Annotated in this window: 16 protein-coding genes; 9 read left to right on the top strand and 7 right to left on the bottom strand. The window is 43.4% G+C overall.

What is annotated here, in order from left to right; all coding sequences use genetic code 11:
* Positions 1–41 precede the first annotated feature (41 nt).
* The 4 genes from ACRQ5D_RS03485 to ACRQ5D_RS03470 all read left to right on the top strand — a co-directional run bounded on the left by ACRQ5D_RS03485 (position 42) and on the right by ACRQ5D_RS03470 (position 3829).
* Entirely contained in the window at positions 42–1130 is a 1089-nt protein-coding gene (locus ACRQ5D_RS03485) for an alkaline phosphatase family protein (protein ID WP_176844423.1), read from the top strand.
* A 6-nt stretch (positions 1131–1136) separates the two neighbouring features.
* The gene (locus ACRQ5D_RS03480; protein WP_091165313.1) at positions 1137–1958 is read left to right on the top strand and encodes a glycerophosphodiester phosphodiesterase family protein; all 822 of its coding nucleotides are present in this window, start codon (positions 1137–1139) and stop codon (positions 1956–1958) included.
* 363 nt (positions 1959–2321) lie between these two features.
* Positions 2322–2888, top strand: coding sequence for a cupin domain-containing protein (locus tag ACRQ5D_RS03475; protein WP_432328448.1), 567 nt, complete (start codon positions 2322–2324; stop codon positions 2886–2888).
* A gap of 95 nt (positions 2889–2983) precedes the next feature.
* Entirely contained in the window at positions 2984–3829 is an 846-nt protein-coding gene (locus tag ACRQ5D_RS03470; RefSeq protein WP_091165319.1) for a metallophosphoesterase family protein, read from the top strand.
* Positions 3830–3940: 111 nt separating this feature from the next.
* On the opposite strand, the gene ACRQ5D_RS03465 is transcribed toward ACRQ5D_RS03470, so the two are convergent.
* The 5 genes from ACRQ5D_RS03465 to ACRQ5D_RS03445 form a co-directional block, all read right to left on the bottom strand.
* Positions 3941–4906 (bottom strand): Gfo/Idh/MocA family protein, encoded by a 966-nt coding sequence (locus tag ACRQ5D_RS03465; protein WP_091165322.1) that lies wholly within the window; start codon positions 4904–4906, stop codon positions 3941–3943.
* A 136-nt stretch (positions 4907–5042) separates the two neighbouring features.
* Complete coding sequence (locus ACRQ5D_RS03460) at positions 5043–6116, bottom strand: DUF4148 domain-containing protein (RefSeq protein WP_091165325.1); 1074 nt, start codon at positions 6114–6116, stop codon at positions 5043–5045.
* A 120-nt stretch (positions 6117–6236) separates the two neighbouring features.
* A complete protein-coding gene (locus ACRQ5D_RS03455; protein WP_091165327.1) occupies positions 6237–7127 on the bottom strand; it encodes a class I SAM-dependent methyltransferase in 891 nt (296 codons plus the stop codon).
* A 132-nt stretch (positions 7128–7259) separates the two neighbouring features.
* Positions 7260–8012: an ABC transporter ATP-binding protein gene (locus ACRQ5D_RS03450; protein WP_090529341.1), complete on the bottom strand. Its 753-nt coding sequence runs from the start codon at positions 8010–8012 to the stop codon at positions 7260–7262.
* Positions 8009–8740, bottom strand: coding sequence for an MlaE family ABC transporter permease (locus ACRQ5D_RS03445; protein WP_090529338.1), 732 nt, complete (start codon positions 8738–8740; stop codon positions 8009–8011). The genes ACRQ5D_RS03450 and ACRQ5D_RS03445 overlap by 4 nt, the downstream gene beginning before the upstream one ends.
* A 166-nt stretch (positions 8741–8906) precedes the next feature.
* Here ACRQ5D_RS03445 and ACRQ5D_RS03440 point away from each other — a divergent pair, with 166 nt between their 5' ends.
* From ACRQ5D_RS03440 to ACRQ5D_RS03425, 4 genes are all read left to right on the top strand, one after another.
* Positions 8907–9611, top strand: a complete 705-nt coding sequence (locus tag ACRQ5D_RS03440; RefSeq protein ID WP_091165331.1) for an SDR family oxidoreductase — start codon at positions 8907–8909, stop codon at positions 9609–9611.
* Positions 9612–9644: 33 nt separating this feature from the next.
* Positions 9645–10244, top strand: coding sequence for a PspC domain-containing protein (locus tag ACRQ5D_RS03435; RefSeq protein WP_091165334.1), 600 nt, complete (start codon positions 9645–9647; stop codon positions 10242–10244).
* Positions 10245–10248: 4 nt separating this feature from the next.
* The gene (locus ACRQ5D_RS03430) at positions 10249–11226 is read left to right on the top strand and encodes a LiaI-LiaF-like domain-containing protein (RefSeq protein ID WP_091165337.1); all 978 of its coding nucleotides are present in this window, start codon (positions 10249–10251) and stop codon (positions 11224–11226) included.
* A gap of 209 nt (positions 11227–11435) precedes the next feature.
* The gene (locus ACRQ5D_RS03425; RefSeq protein ID WP_091165341.1) at positions 11436–12119 is read left to right on the top strand and encodes a carboxypeptidase-like regulatory domain-containing protein; all 684 of its coding nucleotides are present in this window, start codon (positions 11436–11438) and stop codon (positions 12117–12119) included.
* 68 nt (positions 12120–12187) lie between these two features.
* On the opposite strand, the gene ACRQ5D_RS03420 is transcribed toward ACRQ5D_RS03425, so the two are convergent.
* Together ACRQ5D_RS03420 and ACRQ5D_RS03415 are read right to left on the bottom strand one after the other, a co-directional pair.
* Positions 12188–12853: an NUDIX hydrolase gene (locus ACRQ5D_RS03420; RefSeq protein ID WP_218134395.1), complete on the bottom strand. Its 666-nt coding sequence runs from the start codon at positions 12851–12853 to the stop codon at positions 12188–12190.
* A 138-nt stretch (positions 12854–12991) separates the two neighbouring features.
* Positions 12992–13405 (bottom strand): hypothetical protein, encoded by a 414-nt coding sequence (locus tag ACRQ5D_RS03415; protein WP_431199087.1) that lies wholly within the window; start codon positions 13403–13405, stop codon positions 12992–12994.
* A 462-nt stretch (positions 13406–13867) separates the two neighbouring features.
* Between ACRQ5D_RS03415 and ACRQ5D_RS03410 the strand changes: the two genes are divergently transcribed.
* A complete protein-coding gene (locus ACRQ5D_RS03410; protein WP_091165348.1) occupies positions 13868–15127 on the top strand; it encodes a prephenate dehydrogenase in 1260 nt (419 codons plus the stop codon).
* The last annotated feature ends 218 nt before the right edge of the window (positions 15128–15345 follow it).

Here is a 15345-nt window from a genome sequence, read left to right as displayed (position 1 = left end):
GCCCCGCTAATCAGGGGCCTTTATCATTAAATACAAAAGCCATGAAAAAAGTTATCTTATTTGCATTATTCACTTTGTCGTTTTCGGCCTTAAGCGCCCAGCATAAAACCCAAAACGTAGTTATCGTCACTATCGATGGTTTACGCTGGCAGGAAGTTTTCCGTGGTGCCGATTCGGCCATTATCAACTCAAATGATACGCATGATAAGAATGATGTGCGTAAAAAATTCTGGACGGAGGCCGCAGCCGATCGTCGAAAACTGCTGATGCCTTTCTTTTGGAGCACGGTAGTTGAAAAAGGACAACTGTATGGAAACCGTGATCTGGGCAGCAAGGATGAAGTAGCCAACCCGTATCATTTTTCATACCCGGGATACAATGAAATATTTACCGGTTTCCCCGATAAGCTGATGAACACCAACGATGGTATCTATAACCCAAACATGAATGTGCTTGAGTTTTTGAACAAACAAAAAGGTTTTGAAAACAAGGTGGCTGCATTTGCATCATGGGAGCGCTTTTCACAGATCCTGAGCCCTCAGCGTGCCGGTATTTTAGTTAACGCGGGTTTTATGCCTTTAGAAATTGCGGGGATGAATGACCGCCTGAAACACCTGAATGAACTGCAATTGGAAGCACCCCGTTATATCAGCGATTCAACGCGGATCGATTTCCTGACATTTGAGTTTGCCAAAAACTATATGATGCAATATAAGCCGCGTGCATTGTATGTTTCATTTGATGAACCGGATGATATGGCCCATGCAGGCAATTATAAGTTTTACCTTGACCGTATTAAACAGGAAGATGGCTTTATAAAACAACTTTGGGATTATATCCAGTCAGAGCCTGCTTATAAAAACAAAACTACCCTGATCATCACCTGCGACCATGGCAGGGGTGATGAGCCAATGAAAAAATGGCATGACCATGGGTCGGACGTGTTGCATTCAGAGCAAACCTGGTTTGCCGTTATTGGCCCGGATACCCCGGCATCAGGAGAAATGAAACAAGGTGAAACAACTTATCATAAGCAACTGGCTCAAACCATAGCCAATTTATTGGGCTTTGATTTTAAAGCCAGTCATGAAGTGGGGGAGGCGATAAATAGTGTTACAGGTAAAAAATAAAATACGATGCGTTTTCAACTATTAACAATTTTAGGGTTACTATGGCTGCTGCCCGGTGATGGGTGGCAGGCCAACCCGGCTCCCGTTTCAAGGCATAAGTTTATAGTCGCTGCCCACCGCGGCGATCACGTCATTTATCCTGAAAATACACTTGAAGGATATAGAGAGGCTATAAAAAATGAGGCCGATTATGTAGAGATAGATTTGCGTACCACCAAAGATGGTGAACTGGTAAGTATGCATGACGGCAGTATCAACCGCATGACTGATGGTAAAGGGCAACTGAAGGATTTTACTCTTGCCGAGTTGCTGCAGTTAAAGGTTAAAAGCAAAGATACAGCAAGTAAACAGGCATTCCGGATCCCAACCTTTAAGCAGATTCTGCAATTGTGTAAAAACCGGATAGGCATCTACCTTGATTTTAAGGCTGCAGACCCCGAACAGGCTTATCAGATGATCAAAGAGTATGGTATGGAAAAACAGGTATTGGTTTATATCAACAGCGCGGCTCAGTTTACAGGCTGGCGTAAATCTGCACCGAAAATGCCGCTGATGCTGAGCCTGCCCGATAGTGTTAAAAATACTGCCGGCATGAAAAGCTTCATTGATCAGTATCACCCCGATATTCTTGACGGATCTTATAACCAATACACTGCTGATATGGTAGCCTTGGCCGGAGAATATCACATCCCGGTTTGGCCTGATATCCAAAGTGCAGGTGAAGGCCCTGCGGATTGGAGCAAAGCTCTTGCAGTGGGCCTGAAAGGTTTGCAAACTGATCATCCTGCGGCACTGGTGAAGTTTTTAAAAGAAAAGGGGTTGAGGTAAATTGTCTGAATCAGAATTTTCAGAATGTCCGGAATGTGATATGTTTAATTCTGAAAATTCAAGCATTCTGAAATTCTGATTCAAATAGTTTCTTAACTTTTATTTAACATCACAAGACAACGTTTATAAATAAAGTAATATCCTATGACCTCGGCCCCCGAGCTTTTCGGTATATGCCCATCTAACCAGTGAATGTTTGCGGGCAATATTAAAGCCCTCAAGTATATATCAACTAAAACGGCACCCCAATTACGTAAGAATATTTAGGGATTAGCGTAACTGAATAATTATAACTACTTTTATATCAATAAGGTAAGATATTAACAAGTTTCTTTTTATAAACCGATATAAAAGCGCTTCGCCATGAAAAGAAATAATTTCATTACTGCCATGTTAGCTTTTGCTGCAATGCCTTTAACATCCTTTTCTACAGGTGTAAAGAGATTTATGCGGGTAAACAAAGGATTTAAAATAAGTGCGGGAGAAGGCCGTATACATGGGCATATTAAATTAAAAGGGGTCAATTCAAATATAATGGATGTGAAAGTATCTGGCAGTGATACCGACGGCGACTTGGCTATTTTTGAACAAACAAGTTTATCGCAAGGCCGGGGTACTCCATTGCATGTGCATCCCTTGCAAGACGAGATATTTTATGTTTTAGATGGCGCCTACTACTTCCAGGTTGGTGAAGATAAGTTCCATTTAAGTACAGGCGATAGTGTTTTTTTACCCCGAAATGTACCACATGCATGGACGCAAGTATCTGAAAAAGGAAAAATGACGGTTATATTTCAACCTGCTGGCAAGCTTGAAGATTTTTTTGTAACATTGCAAGCGTTAGATCATGAACCAACAAAACAGGAACTCGCCAAAATTTTTAACGACCATGATATGCAACTTGTAGGTCCGCCGTTAAAACTGGAATAAACTTCATACGGTCTATAACAGGGCACGTCAAATTAGGTGTTTTCTTAACTTTCATTTAACACCTCAAGCCTACCTTTGCCGTAAAATAATAGCCTATGACCTCGCGCCGCGAATTTTTTGGCACTGCCTTAACAGGTGTTGCCGCCTTAAGTCTTTTACCCACTGTTAACAGTTTTGCTGCCGAAAATGACCAGTATAATCGTAGTACCGGTGCTAACCTTAAATTGCGGTTTGCTTTGGCCTCTGATATCCACTACGGTCAACCGGATACCGATTTTCCTTTACATACCGGCAATATGATTAAATGGCTAAACGAGGATCATAGCAAAAATCACCTTGATTTTGTTATCGTGAACGGCGACCTGGTACACAATCGCCCGGACCTGCTCCCGGAGATCAAAACAAAATACCTTGATAAATTAAATGTCCCCTACCATACCATCCCCGGCAATCATGATTTTGCGGATGCCACAGTTTGGAAGAATGCTTTTGGTTATGAAGATAAATACACGGTAGAGTTTGGCGATATAGGCTTCGTACTGGCCCACACTGCCGATACCAAAGGTGTTTATACCTGCCCTAATAATGCTTTCCTCAAGGTGTCGTTAGATAAATTTGCCGACAAAAAAATTGTTTTTGTGATACTGCATATCCCACCTACCAAATGGGTTAAGAATGATGTATTTGTTGATTGTCCTGAAACTATTCAATTGCTGCATGCTTATCCTAACGTTAAAGCTGTTTTTCACGGGCATGATCATTTGTTAGATGGCGTACGCTACACCGATAAGCTCCCGCATTTTTTTGATTCGCATATAGGCGGCGACTGGGGTACTGAATACAAAGGCTACCGCATAGTTGAAGTTGATGAGCAAAATGCTATCTGCACCTACCAGGTAAACGCCAGTCAAAACCCCGTGCTTAATTCGGCTAAACTGTAATTAGCATACCGGATTTCGGAATTTTAATTTTGGGGTAAAACGATAAGATAAATTAAAAGCCCATGTCATTGCCGCACTTCGCTCAATGACATTTTTTGTTTACTATATATTTTACTTTTCCACCGGATATTTTAAACCTATTTGTGCCCTCGCCTGATCTATCATAGCTATCATTTGTCTCGACAGTTCGTGTGGCAGTATCGGGCTTTCGGTTTTGCGCTGCTTTATGAGTTCACAGAAATGGATGATCTCATAATTTAGCCCTCCGGCGATGAATGGTTCATTCAGTTCTACTGTGCGGCCATCAAGGTAGCTGATAGTTGCCTTTGCAGGGTTCCACCAGTTTTTGTGGATGGTAATATGTCCCAGCGTGCCCACTATTAGCGCGTCGCCTTTTCCATGCATATCAAAGCCACAATATAGTTGTGCGTAACCGTTTTGATGCAGTGTTTGAAAAATGGCAAACATATCGATTCCGGTTTCACCAAACTTGCCCATGGTTTGAATATCTTGCATGGGACCGAGCCAGTCGAGTGCTAAAAAAGCTTCGTAAATGGCAATGCCCATCAGACTACCGCCAACAAGTTCAAGATTATAATTTGGATGACCCGGCGGACAATCGGCCACGGCAGAACCTGCTCTTACATAACCCACCGGGCCGATAGGGTCATTAGCAATATATTCTTTTAATTTGCCGTATAAAGGGTAGAAGGGCGGTTTCATTCCTTCCATAAAAAGTAAGCCGGTTTGTTTAGCAACAGCAAGCAGCTCGTCCAGTTCGGCAAGATTAACAGTAACCGGTTTTTCACAAAGCACATGCTTGCCAGCTTTAAGTGCGGCAATGCTGTAAGCGGCATGGCTGTCAGGCAGCGTAGCTATATAAATGGCATCGATATCACTGGCGAGTAATTCATCGATGCTTCTACATGCTATACCTCCATATTGTGCAACAAAGGCATCAACAGTTTCAGGCCGGCGGGAATAAGAAGCTACGAGTTCAACACCGTCAACAGCTGCAAATCCCTGCATAAACCTGTGCGAAATTCGCCCACAACCAATAATGCCCCATTTAAACATAGTTCTAAGTCTTAAGTTCGGAGTTCTAAGTCAAAAATTGATTTTTCAAGTATATGGCTTTAAATGCAAAAGCCCTGAGTAAATAATATATTATTACCTACTCAGGACTTTTAACTTCCTACTTAAGACTTCCGACTTATTGATACTGGATATAAATCGGGTATGGTTTGTATCTTGATAAAACCTCCTCAGGGGTTAACATGTGGTGAGGTGGTTTTTTGATGTCGTTTTTGTAAAACAATTTAAAGCCTGTAAACTGTACCGGCTCCTGGTTAATGAAGTAGCGGTAAGTGCCGGTTTTTAGGTCAGGTTCGCCCCAGCCATCCATGTTCATTACCAGTTGAATTTCCGGGTGCAATTTGATACTCTTGTAGTTGGTTACCATTTTTTTAGTAAAGCGGTGCACTACCAGGATCTTTGGCGGCAGGCCATTTTTCTTAACAATTTTGGCAAGATAGTCTGATACGTAGTTGATATCATCGGCATCATAAGTACCTATCTTTTTACCCGGATGAGTTCCGTCTTTCATCGAAAATTCAGGGTCCATACCAAAATGTACTTGTGGCAATTCCAGGTATTTTTCAAGTAGTGGTAATTCTGCGCGGATGTTGCTTAAAGCTACCTGTACATCTAAAAATACAATAGCATGGGCTTTTTTAGCCAGTACCAATACGCTGTCGATCTGTTTAAATGGCATACGGTAACGGAATTTGCCGTCTTTACCGCCATCGCCCTGGGCTACAACGGCAATGTAATGCAACGCAGGTTGAACAGGAGTTTTAGGATCTGCCTTTTCCCAATGTTTTACTTCGCCTTTTAATTTGGCAAGCATTTCGTTTGGCGGCAATTCGCCCAAAATGCCCATTCTTTTTGAGTATAGGTTACCGTAATAAGCAACTACACGTTTGAATGGTAAAATAGCTCCACCAATTGGATAAGGTGTATTTTTTACTGGCCATCTGCCTGTAGTATCACCGTGCGCGTTGAATTTCATCAACGAATCGTACAACTTTTTATCGACAGGAGGGTAGGTAGATTTTTTAACGCTTAAGGTATCTGCTGTTTCAGCCTGGGCCGAATCACCTTTAACTGCAGCGGCGGTTTTTTTACCGTCGGTTTTGGCATTGCTGCCGTTTTGAGAGCAGCTGTTTAAAAGCAAAGCTGCCGATGCCACAAATGTAGCGGATAGTACAAGCGTTTTTAATTTCATTGTTTTAACGTTCAATATAATGCAGGTGTATGTAAGGCGTGTTTAATTAATTTAATTTCCAGCTACTTATAAAGCAGCAATTGTGTTGGTTTGGTCGCCGCCAAAGATAGATATTGGAAATTAATTACTTTTAATTTTATGAAACTTTCCAAAAACCCCTAGAGGTAGTTTTGGCCCGGCTGTTGCCTGCAGGTAAAGCTCGCCAATTTCGAGGTTTTGCACCTGCGGGAACGAGCTTTTAATGAGGTTTTCAACTATTACAGATGAAAATCCAAGAGAGTAAGTGTTCAGGATCAGGAAATGCTCTTCAGGGTCGAGCAGTTGGGTTACATCACGCATCATTTCGGTGATATTATCTTCCAGTTTCCATTTTTCGCCGTTTGGCCCATTGCCGTAAGCTGGCGGATCGAGAATGATGCCATTGTATTTTTTACCGCGTTTCAATTCGCGTTTAACAAACTTCAGGGCATCCTCAACAACCCAGCGTATATCTTTAAGTCCTGAAATTTCCTGATTTTCATTGGCCCAGGTAACTACTTGTTTAATGGAGTCAACGTGAGTGGTATCGGCACCTGCGGCGCGCGCAATTAATGAAGCACCGCCGGTATAGGCAAACAGGTTAAGTACTTTAGGATCTGGCGTTTTGAAGCGTTTAACGTTTTGGCTAATGTAATCCCAGTTTACAGCCTGTTCCGGGAAGATACCAACATGTTTAAACGAGGTAAGGCCCAGCCTGAATTTAATGGCGCCTTCCTTGTTTTTATATTCGATATGCCAGCGGTCGGGAGTTTTAGGATCTTTTTTTAACCACTCGCCTGATGTTGCCGAACGGCCTTTAAACTTGATATGGTGCAAGCGCTGCCACTCTGAAGCGGGCAGGGTTTTGTTCCAAACGGCCTGCGGTTCGGGGCGGATGAGTATGATATTCCCAAAACGTTCCAGCTTTTCAAAGTCGCCGCAATCAATCAGTTCGTAATCTTTCCAGTGCGTTGGGGTAAGTAATTGGATCATTCTTATTCAGTTTGCAGTATGCTGTTGGCAGTTTGCATGCCCCAGTCAATAAATTGGTTGCAAATATAGTTATTATAAAAATACATGCAGATAACTCTGCACACACTGCTTACTGCCACTGAAAACCGTCAACTACAAAGTTGCCTTCGCTGCCCGCATAAACGGACTGGCAAATACAAATTCGTTGAGCTCTTTGTTGTCGGTTTTGGCTATCTCCTTATTCGATCCTTCCCACCATTTTTTACCCTGGTGAAGGAAAATGATGTGATCGCCAATCCCCATTACCGAGTTCATATCGTGGGTTACCACTACGGTAGTAATGCTGTACTCTGCTGTAAGTTCGGCAATCAGTTCATCTATCAGGATAGATGTTACCGGGTCAAGGCCCGAGTTAGGTTCGTCAACAAACAAATATTTAGGTTGCATGGAAATGGCGCGGGCAATACCCACACGTTTTTTCATACCTCCTGATAGTTCGGACGGATATAATTTGTTTTTGCCGGCAAGGTTAACCCTTTCGAGACAAAAGTTGGCGCGGTCAAGTTTTTCGCTTTTTGATTGATCGGTGAACAGGTTAAGCGGAAACATGATATTTTGCTCAACTGTCATGGAGTCAAAAAGGGCCGAGTTCTGAAAAAGCATCCCTATTTGAGTACGGATAGGCACGCGTTGCTCAAAATTCATATTGGTAAAATTCTCGCCATCAAAAATCACATCGCCCTTAGTAGGTTCATGCAGCCCAACAATGCATTTAAGCAAGGTGGTTTTACCAGAACCAGACCCACCGATGATCAGGTTGTTTTTTCCGGGATGGAAAATTGCAGTGATGCCCTTCAGTACTTCGTTTTCGCCGAAGCTTTTATATACGTCTTGTATTTCGATCATAGTAACAGGCGTGAAATGATAAGGTCACAAAACAGGATCATGATACAGCTCCACACCACTCCGCGTGTTGCAGATTGGCCAACCTCAAGTGATCCGCCGTTAACATAAAAGCCCTGGTATGAACATATGGAGGTAATTACGAAGCCGAATGATATCGCTTTAACGGCGCAAACGGTGACAATAACCGGGTTAAATCCGTCGGTCAGGCCTCTCAAATAATCGTTGGTTGATACATCATTTGATGCCCAACAGGCAATATAGCCGCCGGTTAATCCTAAACCTACAGAAACAATAACCAGTAAGGGGATCATGGTAACACCGGAAATGATTTTGGGCGATATCAAATAACCAGGGGCATTTACACCCATAATCTCCAGGGCGTCTATCTGTTCCGTAACGCGCATTGTGCCAATTTGCGATGCCATGGCAGAGCCTACGCGGCCGGCCAAAACCAGTGCCGATATGGTAGGGCTAAACTCCAGGATAGTTGAATCGCGGGTAATACCGCCTACCACTGTTTTGGGGATAAAATCGCTGATAAGCTGGAAAGCCGTTTGGATGGTAGCTACCGCGCCAATAAAAAGCGAAATAATAGCAACAATGCCCAAAGAGCCAATACCCACCGAAACCATCTCACGCATGATCTCGGCCCAGTATACACTGAATTTTTCGGGTTTCCTGAAACTTAAACGCAGTAAGAGTATATATTTTCCTAAGCTATGAAACATGTAGATGCATAAAAAATCGGTTAAAAATACGCTTTTTACCTTTAAGCCTAAATGGTCAGGTGTTAAAACCAGTCATTTAAATTCAATTTTATAAGCGTTTCAATTACTCTGCTTACGTAAATTGCGGGCATAAAGCTTCACTAACTATAAAAATTAATTTAACAACATGAAAAACGTACTCATCACCGGTTCAACTAAAGGCATGGGCCGCTCAATTGCAATTGCTTTTGCTAATGAAGGATTAAACGTGGCAATTTGTTCGCGGAATGAGCAAGAATTATTAAATTTTAAAGATGAACTTGAACAGGTTGATGCAGGGGTAAAGGTTTTTGCTATGAAGGCCGATGGCAGCAAAAAAGCCGAACTGTTGAAGTTTGCTTCAGCTGCCGAGAACGAACTTGGTTTTATTGATGTTGTAGTAAATAACCTGGGCACGTTCATCCCCGCAAGTATATTGGATGATAATGAGGATACCCTTCCAATTCAGATGAATACCAACCTGATGCCGACCTATGAGTTGTACCGTTATTTTGGTAAAACTATGGCAAAGGCGCGTAACGGACACTTTTTTAATATATGTTCGGTAGCCGCAATAAACCCTGTACCACAAGCGGGGAGTTACAGTGTAACAAAGTATGCGTTGTTAGGTCTAACAAGAGTAATGAGGCTCGAGATGCAGGAGCATGGTGTAAAAGTTACCGCCGTAATTCCCGGATCAACGTTAACGGATTCATGGAAAGACGCGGTGGTTGACCCAAACACCATGGTGCTGCCCGAAGACATAGCATCGGCAATCATCAATATTTATAGGATGAGCCCCGGCGCCAATGTCGACGAAATCATCATCAAACCTGCGCCGGGCCAGTTATGATAAATCAACTTAAAACATAAACGAACATAAATTATGGAAAAGAAACTTCATCGCGATGAACACCGAAAGGTAATAGGCGGTGTTTGCGCGGGCCTTGCTGAGCATTTCGGCACGGACGTGGCAGTTGTCAGGGCTGCATTTTTAGTTGCCCTTATTTTAAAGGGCTTTAGCTTACCTATATATATAGTATTGTGGATAGTACTGCCCAAGAAAGGTTTTGACTTTACCCCCGGCGTTGATTACAGGGTACCTCCGCAGGACAACCCGTTTACAGGTGCCCCACAATCAGGGCCCTTTTACGACCCGAAATTTGCCGGCCGGCCTTTCAATTCTCCGCCATTTGTAAATCCTCCTAAAAAGCAGGCTTCAACAGTTGGGTTAATATTTGGCGTGGCGATGATATTTTTAGGGTCGATATTTCTGCTTAACGAGCTTGACCTGATGCCCGACTGGGATTTTGAAAGCCTTTGGCCCGTAATGCTGGTAGGCGCCGGTATTGCCCTGATAATTTCAGGAATAAAAAAACAGCCATGGGAAAAACAAAACTGGCATGCTAACGAGGTAACGGACGCTCCGGAAGCCGAACCTGCAAAAGAAGAAACAGAAACAAAAGATACACCTCCAACTATATAATATTATGAGAAGCGATAAACTTGTTCCGGGCGCGATCCTGGTATTGTTGGGAGTGGTATTCCTGCTGGATAACTTCCACGTAATAAATTTCGACTGGATGAACCTCCTGTACCTATGGCCTATATTTTTAATAATGGGGGGTATCAGCCTGGTATTTGCAGGCAACCGGTCGCCATTAGCTACTATCCTGAAGCTGGCGGTTGTAGTAGGCTGCTTTGCCTTGCTGGTATTTGGCAACTTTGGCAAACGCTACCATTTTTGGCCAAATGCATGGACCTTCCACAGCGATGATTATAACAATGACGACGACAGCGATACCACCAACACCGATCAGGGTGTGGTTAAAATAGGCGGCGATAAAACTTTTAAACAGGAGTATACTGCGGATATTAAACATGCCCGCCTTAACATCAGCGGCGGCGGTACCATTTATAATTTAAGCGATAGCACTGCCGATTTGTTCAATGCCCAAACGCAGGAACTTTACGGTAAGTATACCTTTAACCATAGTAAGGATGATTCGGTATATGTGCTTAACCTTAATTTGAAAAATAATAAAGGTTTTCATTTTGACTCCGACGACCGCAAAAACAACAAGGCCGACATCAAATTAAACACCAATCCGGTTTGGGATATTGACGTAACTACAGGTGCAACAGATTTAAATTTTGATCTTTCAAAATTTAAAATAAAAAGCTTATCTTTAAAGGGCGGTGCAGCATCGTTTGATGTGAAGCTTGGAGCCCCTCTTGCCAATACTAATATAGAGGTTTCAACCGGTGCATCTGAGGTTACTATAAGGGTACCAAAAGGTGCTGCATGCCGTATCACCTCCAATACCGGCCTCTCATCAAACGAGTTTGAGGGCTTTAGTAAAAAGAGTGATAACGACTACGAAACCGATGGCTTTGATGCCGCAAAAAACAGGATCCTGATCCATATGAGTGGTGGGATCTCTGATTTTAAAGTTAACCGATATTAACCTAAATCCTGAGTAAAACGATACCGGGACATAATACAACAATAATGACTTGCCATCCGCTCCATCAATTTGATGGGGCGTTTTTTTTGCACTATATTATGAGCTGATTCAGTGTTTTGTCATTTAAGTTAGCGCAGCGGTGAAAAAGTGTTAAAATGAAAACCTTTGGAACAAAAAATAAGTTTAATTTACAGCTCAAATAATCTGCTATGAAATACCCATACCTTATATTATCTGCCTTGCTATTTTGGGCTTATACCGTAAATGCTCAAACCACTGTAAAAGGGACTGTTGTTGAGTTGGGCAAAAACAATAAAATGAGCGATGTTTTTGTGCGAGACAACCAAAACAGGCAAATGACACTTACCGATAGTAAAGGTAATTTCACTATCCGTACAGAAACAGGGCACACCCTGATTTTTAGCTCTCCGGGTTATGTATCAGATACCTTATATGTAACCGATTTTACCAATAAGAAAATAGAGATGGTTGCCCAAACCATAGCCCTGAGGCAGGTTAATATCAGCGCCAAACGCGAAACATTTGACGCTCACAAAGAGTATCCGGAAGTGTATACCCGCGCTAAAGTTTATCCGCTATCACCTACATCGTGGTTTAGCAAGGAGGCAAAAGATGCCCGCCGCCTTAAAAAGTACTTTAAACACGAGGAAGAAGAACGCCATGTTGACGAAGTGTTTACCATGAATTACGTACAAAGCATTATCCCGCTGCGCGGACAGGAGCTGGAGAACTTCATGACTATTTACAGGCCTTCATACGAGTTTGTCAAAAATAACAACGGCCCTTCCATGGCGGTTTATATCAATGATTCGTACAAGAAGTATCTGGCACTACCGGCTGATAAACGTACGCTGCCTGATTTGAAGGAGTAGTTTTTTAGTAGCAGCGACAGTTGCAGTAACAGTTTGGGTTAGATATGAGTTGGCGCAGTTAGCATTAATCAATCTGCCCAAACGCTGATATCGTTAGTAATGATCTTTTGGTAGAGTAGTTCTATCTGGCTTTTCAGGATCCGGTCTTCCGATAGTGGGGGCAGATTGCTGATGTCAAAATACTGCACATCCAGCACATCAAAGCCTTTATTAATTTCTGTGGTTATGGCTTTACAGTAGAAAACCATTTTATATACATAAAAAGGCTGTGGCGGGTGTGGGTGCATTTTTTTATCAAATACGGCCAGCAGCCTGTCGGCAGTAACCTGCAAGCCGGTTTCCTCCCAAAACTCTTTTACTATGGTTTCCTTAGGTGTATAGCCTATATCGCCCCATCCACCAGGTAACGACCATTTTCCATCTCCGCTCTCCCTGGCCAGCAAGATTTTATTATCCGGCGATAGCAGGATGCCGCGTAAATCAACTTTGGCAGTAGGGTAATCCGTTGCCTGTGGAAATAGCAGGTTGATGGTTTCTGCACCATAGCCGCTTACCTCATCAAACATTTTAGTGCTCAGGTGTTGCAGTTCCTGGTAACGTTCAATATCGTATTCGTTTTTGGCGTATAGCAGACCTGTATCGGCAATGGAACGTAGTTGGGTTATAAGGGAAAGCAGGTTGGTGTTGGGCATAGTAGGCGTTAATATTTTGTTATGCTGAACATAGTGAATCATCTTCTTCGTCCTGTATAGCAGTTATGCAAAGTCAAGAAGATCTTTCGCTATCACTCAAGATGACAAATAAAATCAATAAATGTTAAGTTGCCGATAAAAAATTCGAAATCGAAAATCTCAATTCCGAAATCAAAAAAATTACCCTCTGCCTAACAGTTCATCAAGCTTATTGCGTTCGGTTTGAAGTTCGCGGGCAAGTTTCTTTTCTTTTTCGTTGGCTTTAGCTTTATAGGCTTTGTATTCTTCGTCAAGCTCTTCGTAAAGCTTGATGCGGTATTTGGCTTCGCGGCTGTGTGCACCCGAGCGGGCTATCACGATAACGGCAACCACTCCAAAAACAATAACCAAGCCCCACATTACCAGGTTGTATGTTGCTTTAGTAAACGGAATGCCTAATAGGCTTATCTCATCGCGTTTGGCATTTGATTCATTAAGGGCTTGCTCCTTACTGCTTGCGTCAGATTTAAGGCTTTCAACATTTTTACCCTGTTCGGCAAGTTTGGCCCGGGCCTCTTTAAGCTGGCGGCGCTCGGTGTTGAGGGTATCCTTCATGTTTTTCCACAGGGCGGCAACCAGCGGCTGCTGATAGTGGTATAGTTTGCTGAGCAGGTATTTGTACTGGCCATTAAGGCTTTTATCTTTTTGCAGGGCCGAATCGGCAGCAGCACTGATTTTGGGCAGGGTATAAGCAGATTTAGCCGGTTGTTGCGGCGTTGCAGCCGGATTTTTAAGCGCTGCCGGGCTCGATCTTACAATTGGCGGAATAGCATTGGGCTTTAAGGTAGCGGTTTTTTCCTGGTGCTGTCCTGTGCAAAAGTTGCCGCAACACTGCCCGTTATCATCGCTATTAAAACCGTTATCGTAAGTAGTAAATGCTTGTTCATCAAATGTAAAATTAGGTATATGCTATTAACAAAACAGGATGTTTACGGTTTTTATTATATACACCCTGCGTTTTTGAGGCTAAAATAAGCTTTCGTACGTAATTAACCTACTCATAGTTATATTAGCGGCATGAATATAGGTATTATTGGGTTAGGCGATATGGGCCGCCTTTACGCAAAGGCTTTTGCAAAGGCTGGTTACACCGTTTCGGGCTGCGACCTGCCGGCCAACCGTGAAAAGCTTGAAGAAGAGCTTACGCCCCACGGCATCACCGTTATGGATCACGGCAGCGATGTTGCCCGTATCAACGACCTCATCATCTATTCGGTTGAGGCCGATAGCATGGAGCGCGTGGTTGCTGAGTATGGCCCTTCAACCAAATACGGTGCCATTGTGGCCGGACAAACTTCGGTTAAGTCCCCGGAGATTGCCACCTTTGAAAAGCACCTGCCTGCCGATGCCCAGATAGTTACCTTTCATGGGATGCACGGCCCGGGGTTTGAACCCGCCGGGCAAACCCTCATCCTGATCCCGCACCGCTCAACGCCCGATGCCTACCAGCGCATGTATGACCTGTTTACAGCCATTGGCAGCAATATAGTTGAAATTGCCGACTACCACGAGCACGACCGCATCGTAGCCGATACCCAGGCCGTTACCCACGTTGGTTTTGAGAGCATGGGCACGGCCTGGAAATCGGCCGGATTTTTCCCCTGGGAAAACGCTTCATATATTGGGGGGATAGATAATGTGAAGATCCTGACCACCCTCCGCATCTTCAGCTATAAGGCCCACGTTTACGCCGGGTTGGCCATCCTCAACCCGTATGCCCGCCAGCAGGTGAAACGTTATGCCGAATCGGAGTCGGAGTTGTTTAAGTTGATGATCAAGGAAGAGGCCGATGCATTTAAGCAACGCCTTTATCGCGCACGCGACTTTGTTTTTCACGAAAGCCGCAAGCCTATTATGCTTAATGATACCGTGATGAAGGAGTTTTCGCTGTCACAGCATGCCGATCATCAAAAGCCAAACTCGCACCTCAGTATCCTGAGCATGGTTGATGCCTGGTACCACCTCGGCGTTAACCCGTATGATAACCTTATTTGCCAAACCCCGCCCTTCCGCCTGCGTTTGGGCATTGCCGAATACCTTTTCAAGAACGAAGAGCTGCTGGAAGAATCATTGGAAACAGCGCTGTACGATAAAACCATCCGCGGCGACGACCTGGAGTTTCACTCGGCGGTGAGGGAATGGTCGGCTATTATTGGATATGGGGATATGGAGGGATATAAGAAACACTTTAACGATACGCAGGCATTCTTTAGTCACCGGCTTGAAGAGGGCAAAGCCCAGAGCGCGGAGCTGATCCGGAGGTTGATGATGGAGTAATTTTTTGATTTGGGAATTCGGATGTTCGATTTCGGATTTAAGCTTGATTAGCAGGTGTTCAATTTTTTAAGGTGTGAACACTTGTTGTTTTTTGGGATTTTATTGTTGTTGATAATCAGTTGTTTATAAAGTCTGTAAAATCATCTATTCGCTGTTTTGAACAGATTGGTATTGATAGTCAGTGGGTTGTAATTTTGGCTCGTAAAATGTTGAACACC

The organism is Mucilaginibacter sp. P25 (assembly GCF_050859465.1).
Taxonomy (GTDB): Bacteria; Bacteroidota; Bacteroidia; order Sphingobacteriales; family Sphingobacteriaceae; genus Mucilaginibacter; species Mucilaginibacter gossypii.
The sequence above is the reverse complement of the archived record's forward strand: the minus strand, read 5'-3'. Positions and strand labels throughout refer to the sequence as shown.

Coding starts and splice junctions, on each gene's coding strand:
- ACRQ5D_RS03485 (WP_176844423.1), top strand. CDS start 42: ATGAAAAAAGTTATCTTATTTGCATTATTCACTTTGTCGTTTTCGGCC.
- ACRQ5D_RS03480 (WP_091165313.1), top strand. CDS start 1,137: ATGCGTTTTCAACTATTAACAATTTTAGGGTTACTATGGCTGCTGCCC.
- ACRQ5D_RS03475 (WP_432328448.1), top strand. CDS start 2,322: ATGAAAAGAAATAATTTCATTACTGCCATGTTAGCTTTTGCTGCAATG.
- ACRQ5D_RS03470 (WP_091165319.1), top strand. CDS start 2,984: ATGACCTCGCGCCGCGAATTTTTTGGCACTGCCTTAACAGGTGTTGCC.
- ACRQ5D_RS03465 (WP_091165322.1), bottom strand. CDS start 4,906: ATGTTTAAATGGGGCATTATTGGTTGTGGGCGAATTTCGCACAGGTTT.
- ACRQ5D_RS03460 (WP_091165325.1), bottom strand. CDS start 6,116: ATGAAATTAAAAACGCTTGTACTATCCGCTACATTTGTGGCATCGGCA.
- ACRQ5D_RS03455 (WP_091165327.1), bottom strand. CDS start 7,127: ATGATCCAATTACTTACCCCAACGCACTGGAAAGATTACGAACTGATT.
- ACRQ5D_RS03450 (WP_090529341.1), bottom strand. CDS start 8,012: ATGATCGAAATACAAGACGTATATAAAAGCTTCGGCGAAAACGAAGTA.
- ACRQ5D_RS03445 (WP_090529338.1), bottom strand. CDS start 8,740: ATGTTTCATAGCTTAGGAAAATATATACTCTTACTGCGTTTAAGTTTC.
- ACRQ5D_RS03440 (WP_091165331.1), top strand. CDS start 8,907: ATGAAAAACGTACTCATCACCGGTTCAACTAAAGGCATGGGCCGCTCA.
- ACRQ5D_RS03435 (WP_091165334.1), top strand. CDS start 9,645: ATGGAAAAGAAACTTCATCGCGATGAACACCGAAAGGTAATAGGCGGT.
- ACRQ5D_RS03430 (WP_091165337.1), top strand. CDS start 10,249: ATGAGAAGCGATAAACTTGTTCCGGGCGCGATCCTGGTATTGTTGGGA.
- ACRQ5D_RS03425 (WP_091165341.1), top strand. CDS start 11,436: ATGAAATACCCATACCTTATATTATCTGCCTTGCTATTTTGGGCTTAT.
- ACRQ5D_RS03420 (WP_218134395.1), bottom strand. CDS start 12,853: ATGATTCACTATGTTCAGCATAACAAAATATTAACGCCTACTATGCCC.
- ACRQ5D_RS03415 (WP_431199087.1), bottom strand. CDS start 13,405: ATGAAGGATACCCTCAACACCGAGCGCCGCCAGCTTAAAGAGGCCCGG.
- ACRQ5D_RS03410 (WP_091165348.1), top strand. CDS start 13,868: ATGAATATAGGTATTATTGGGTTAGGCGATATGGGCCGCCTTTACGCA.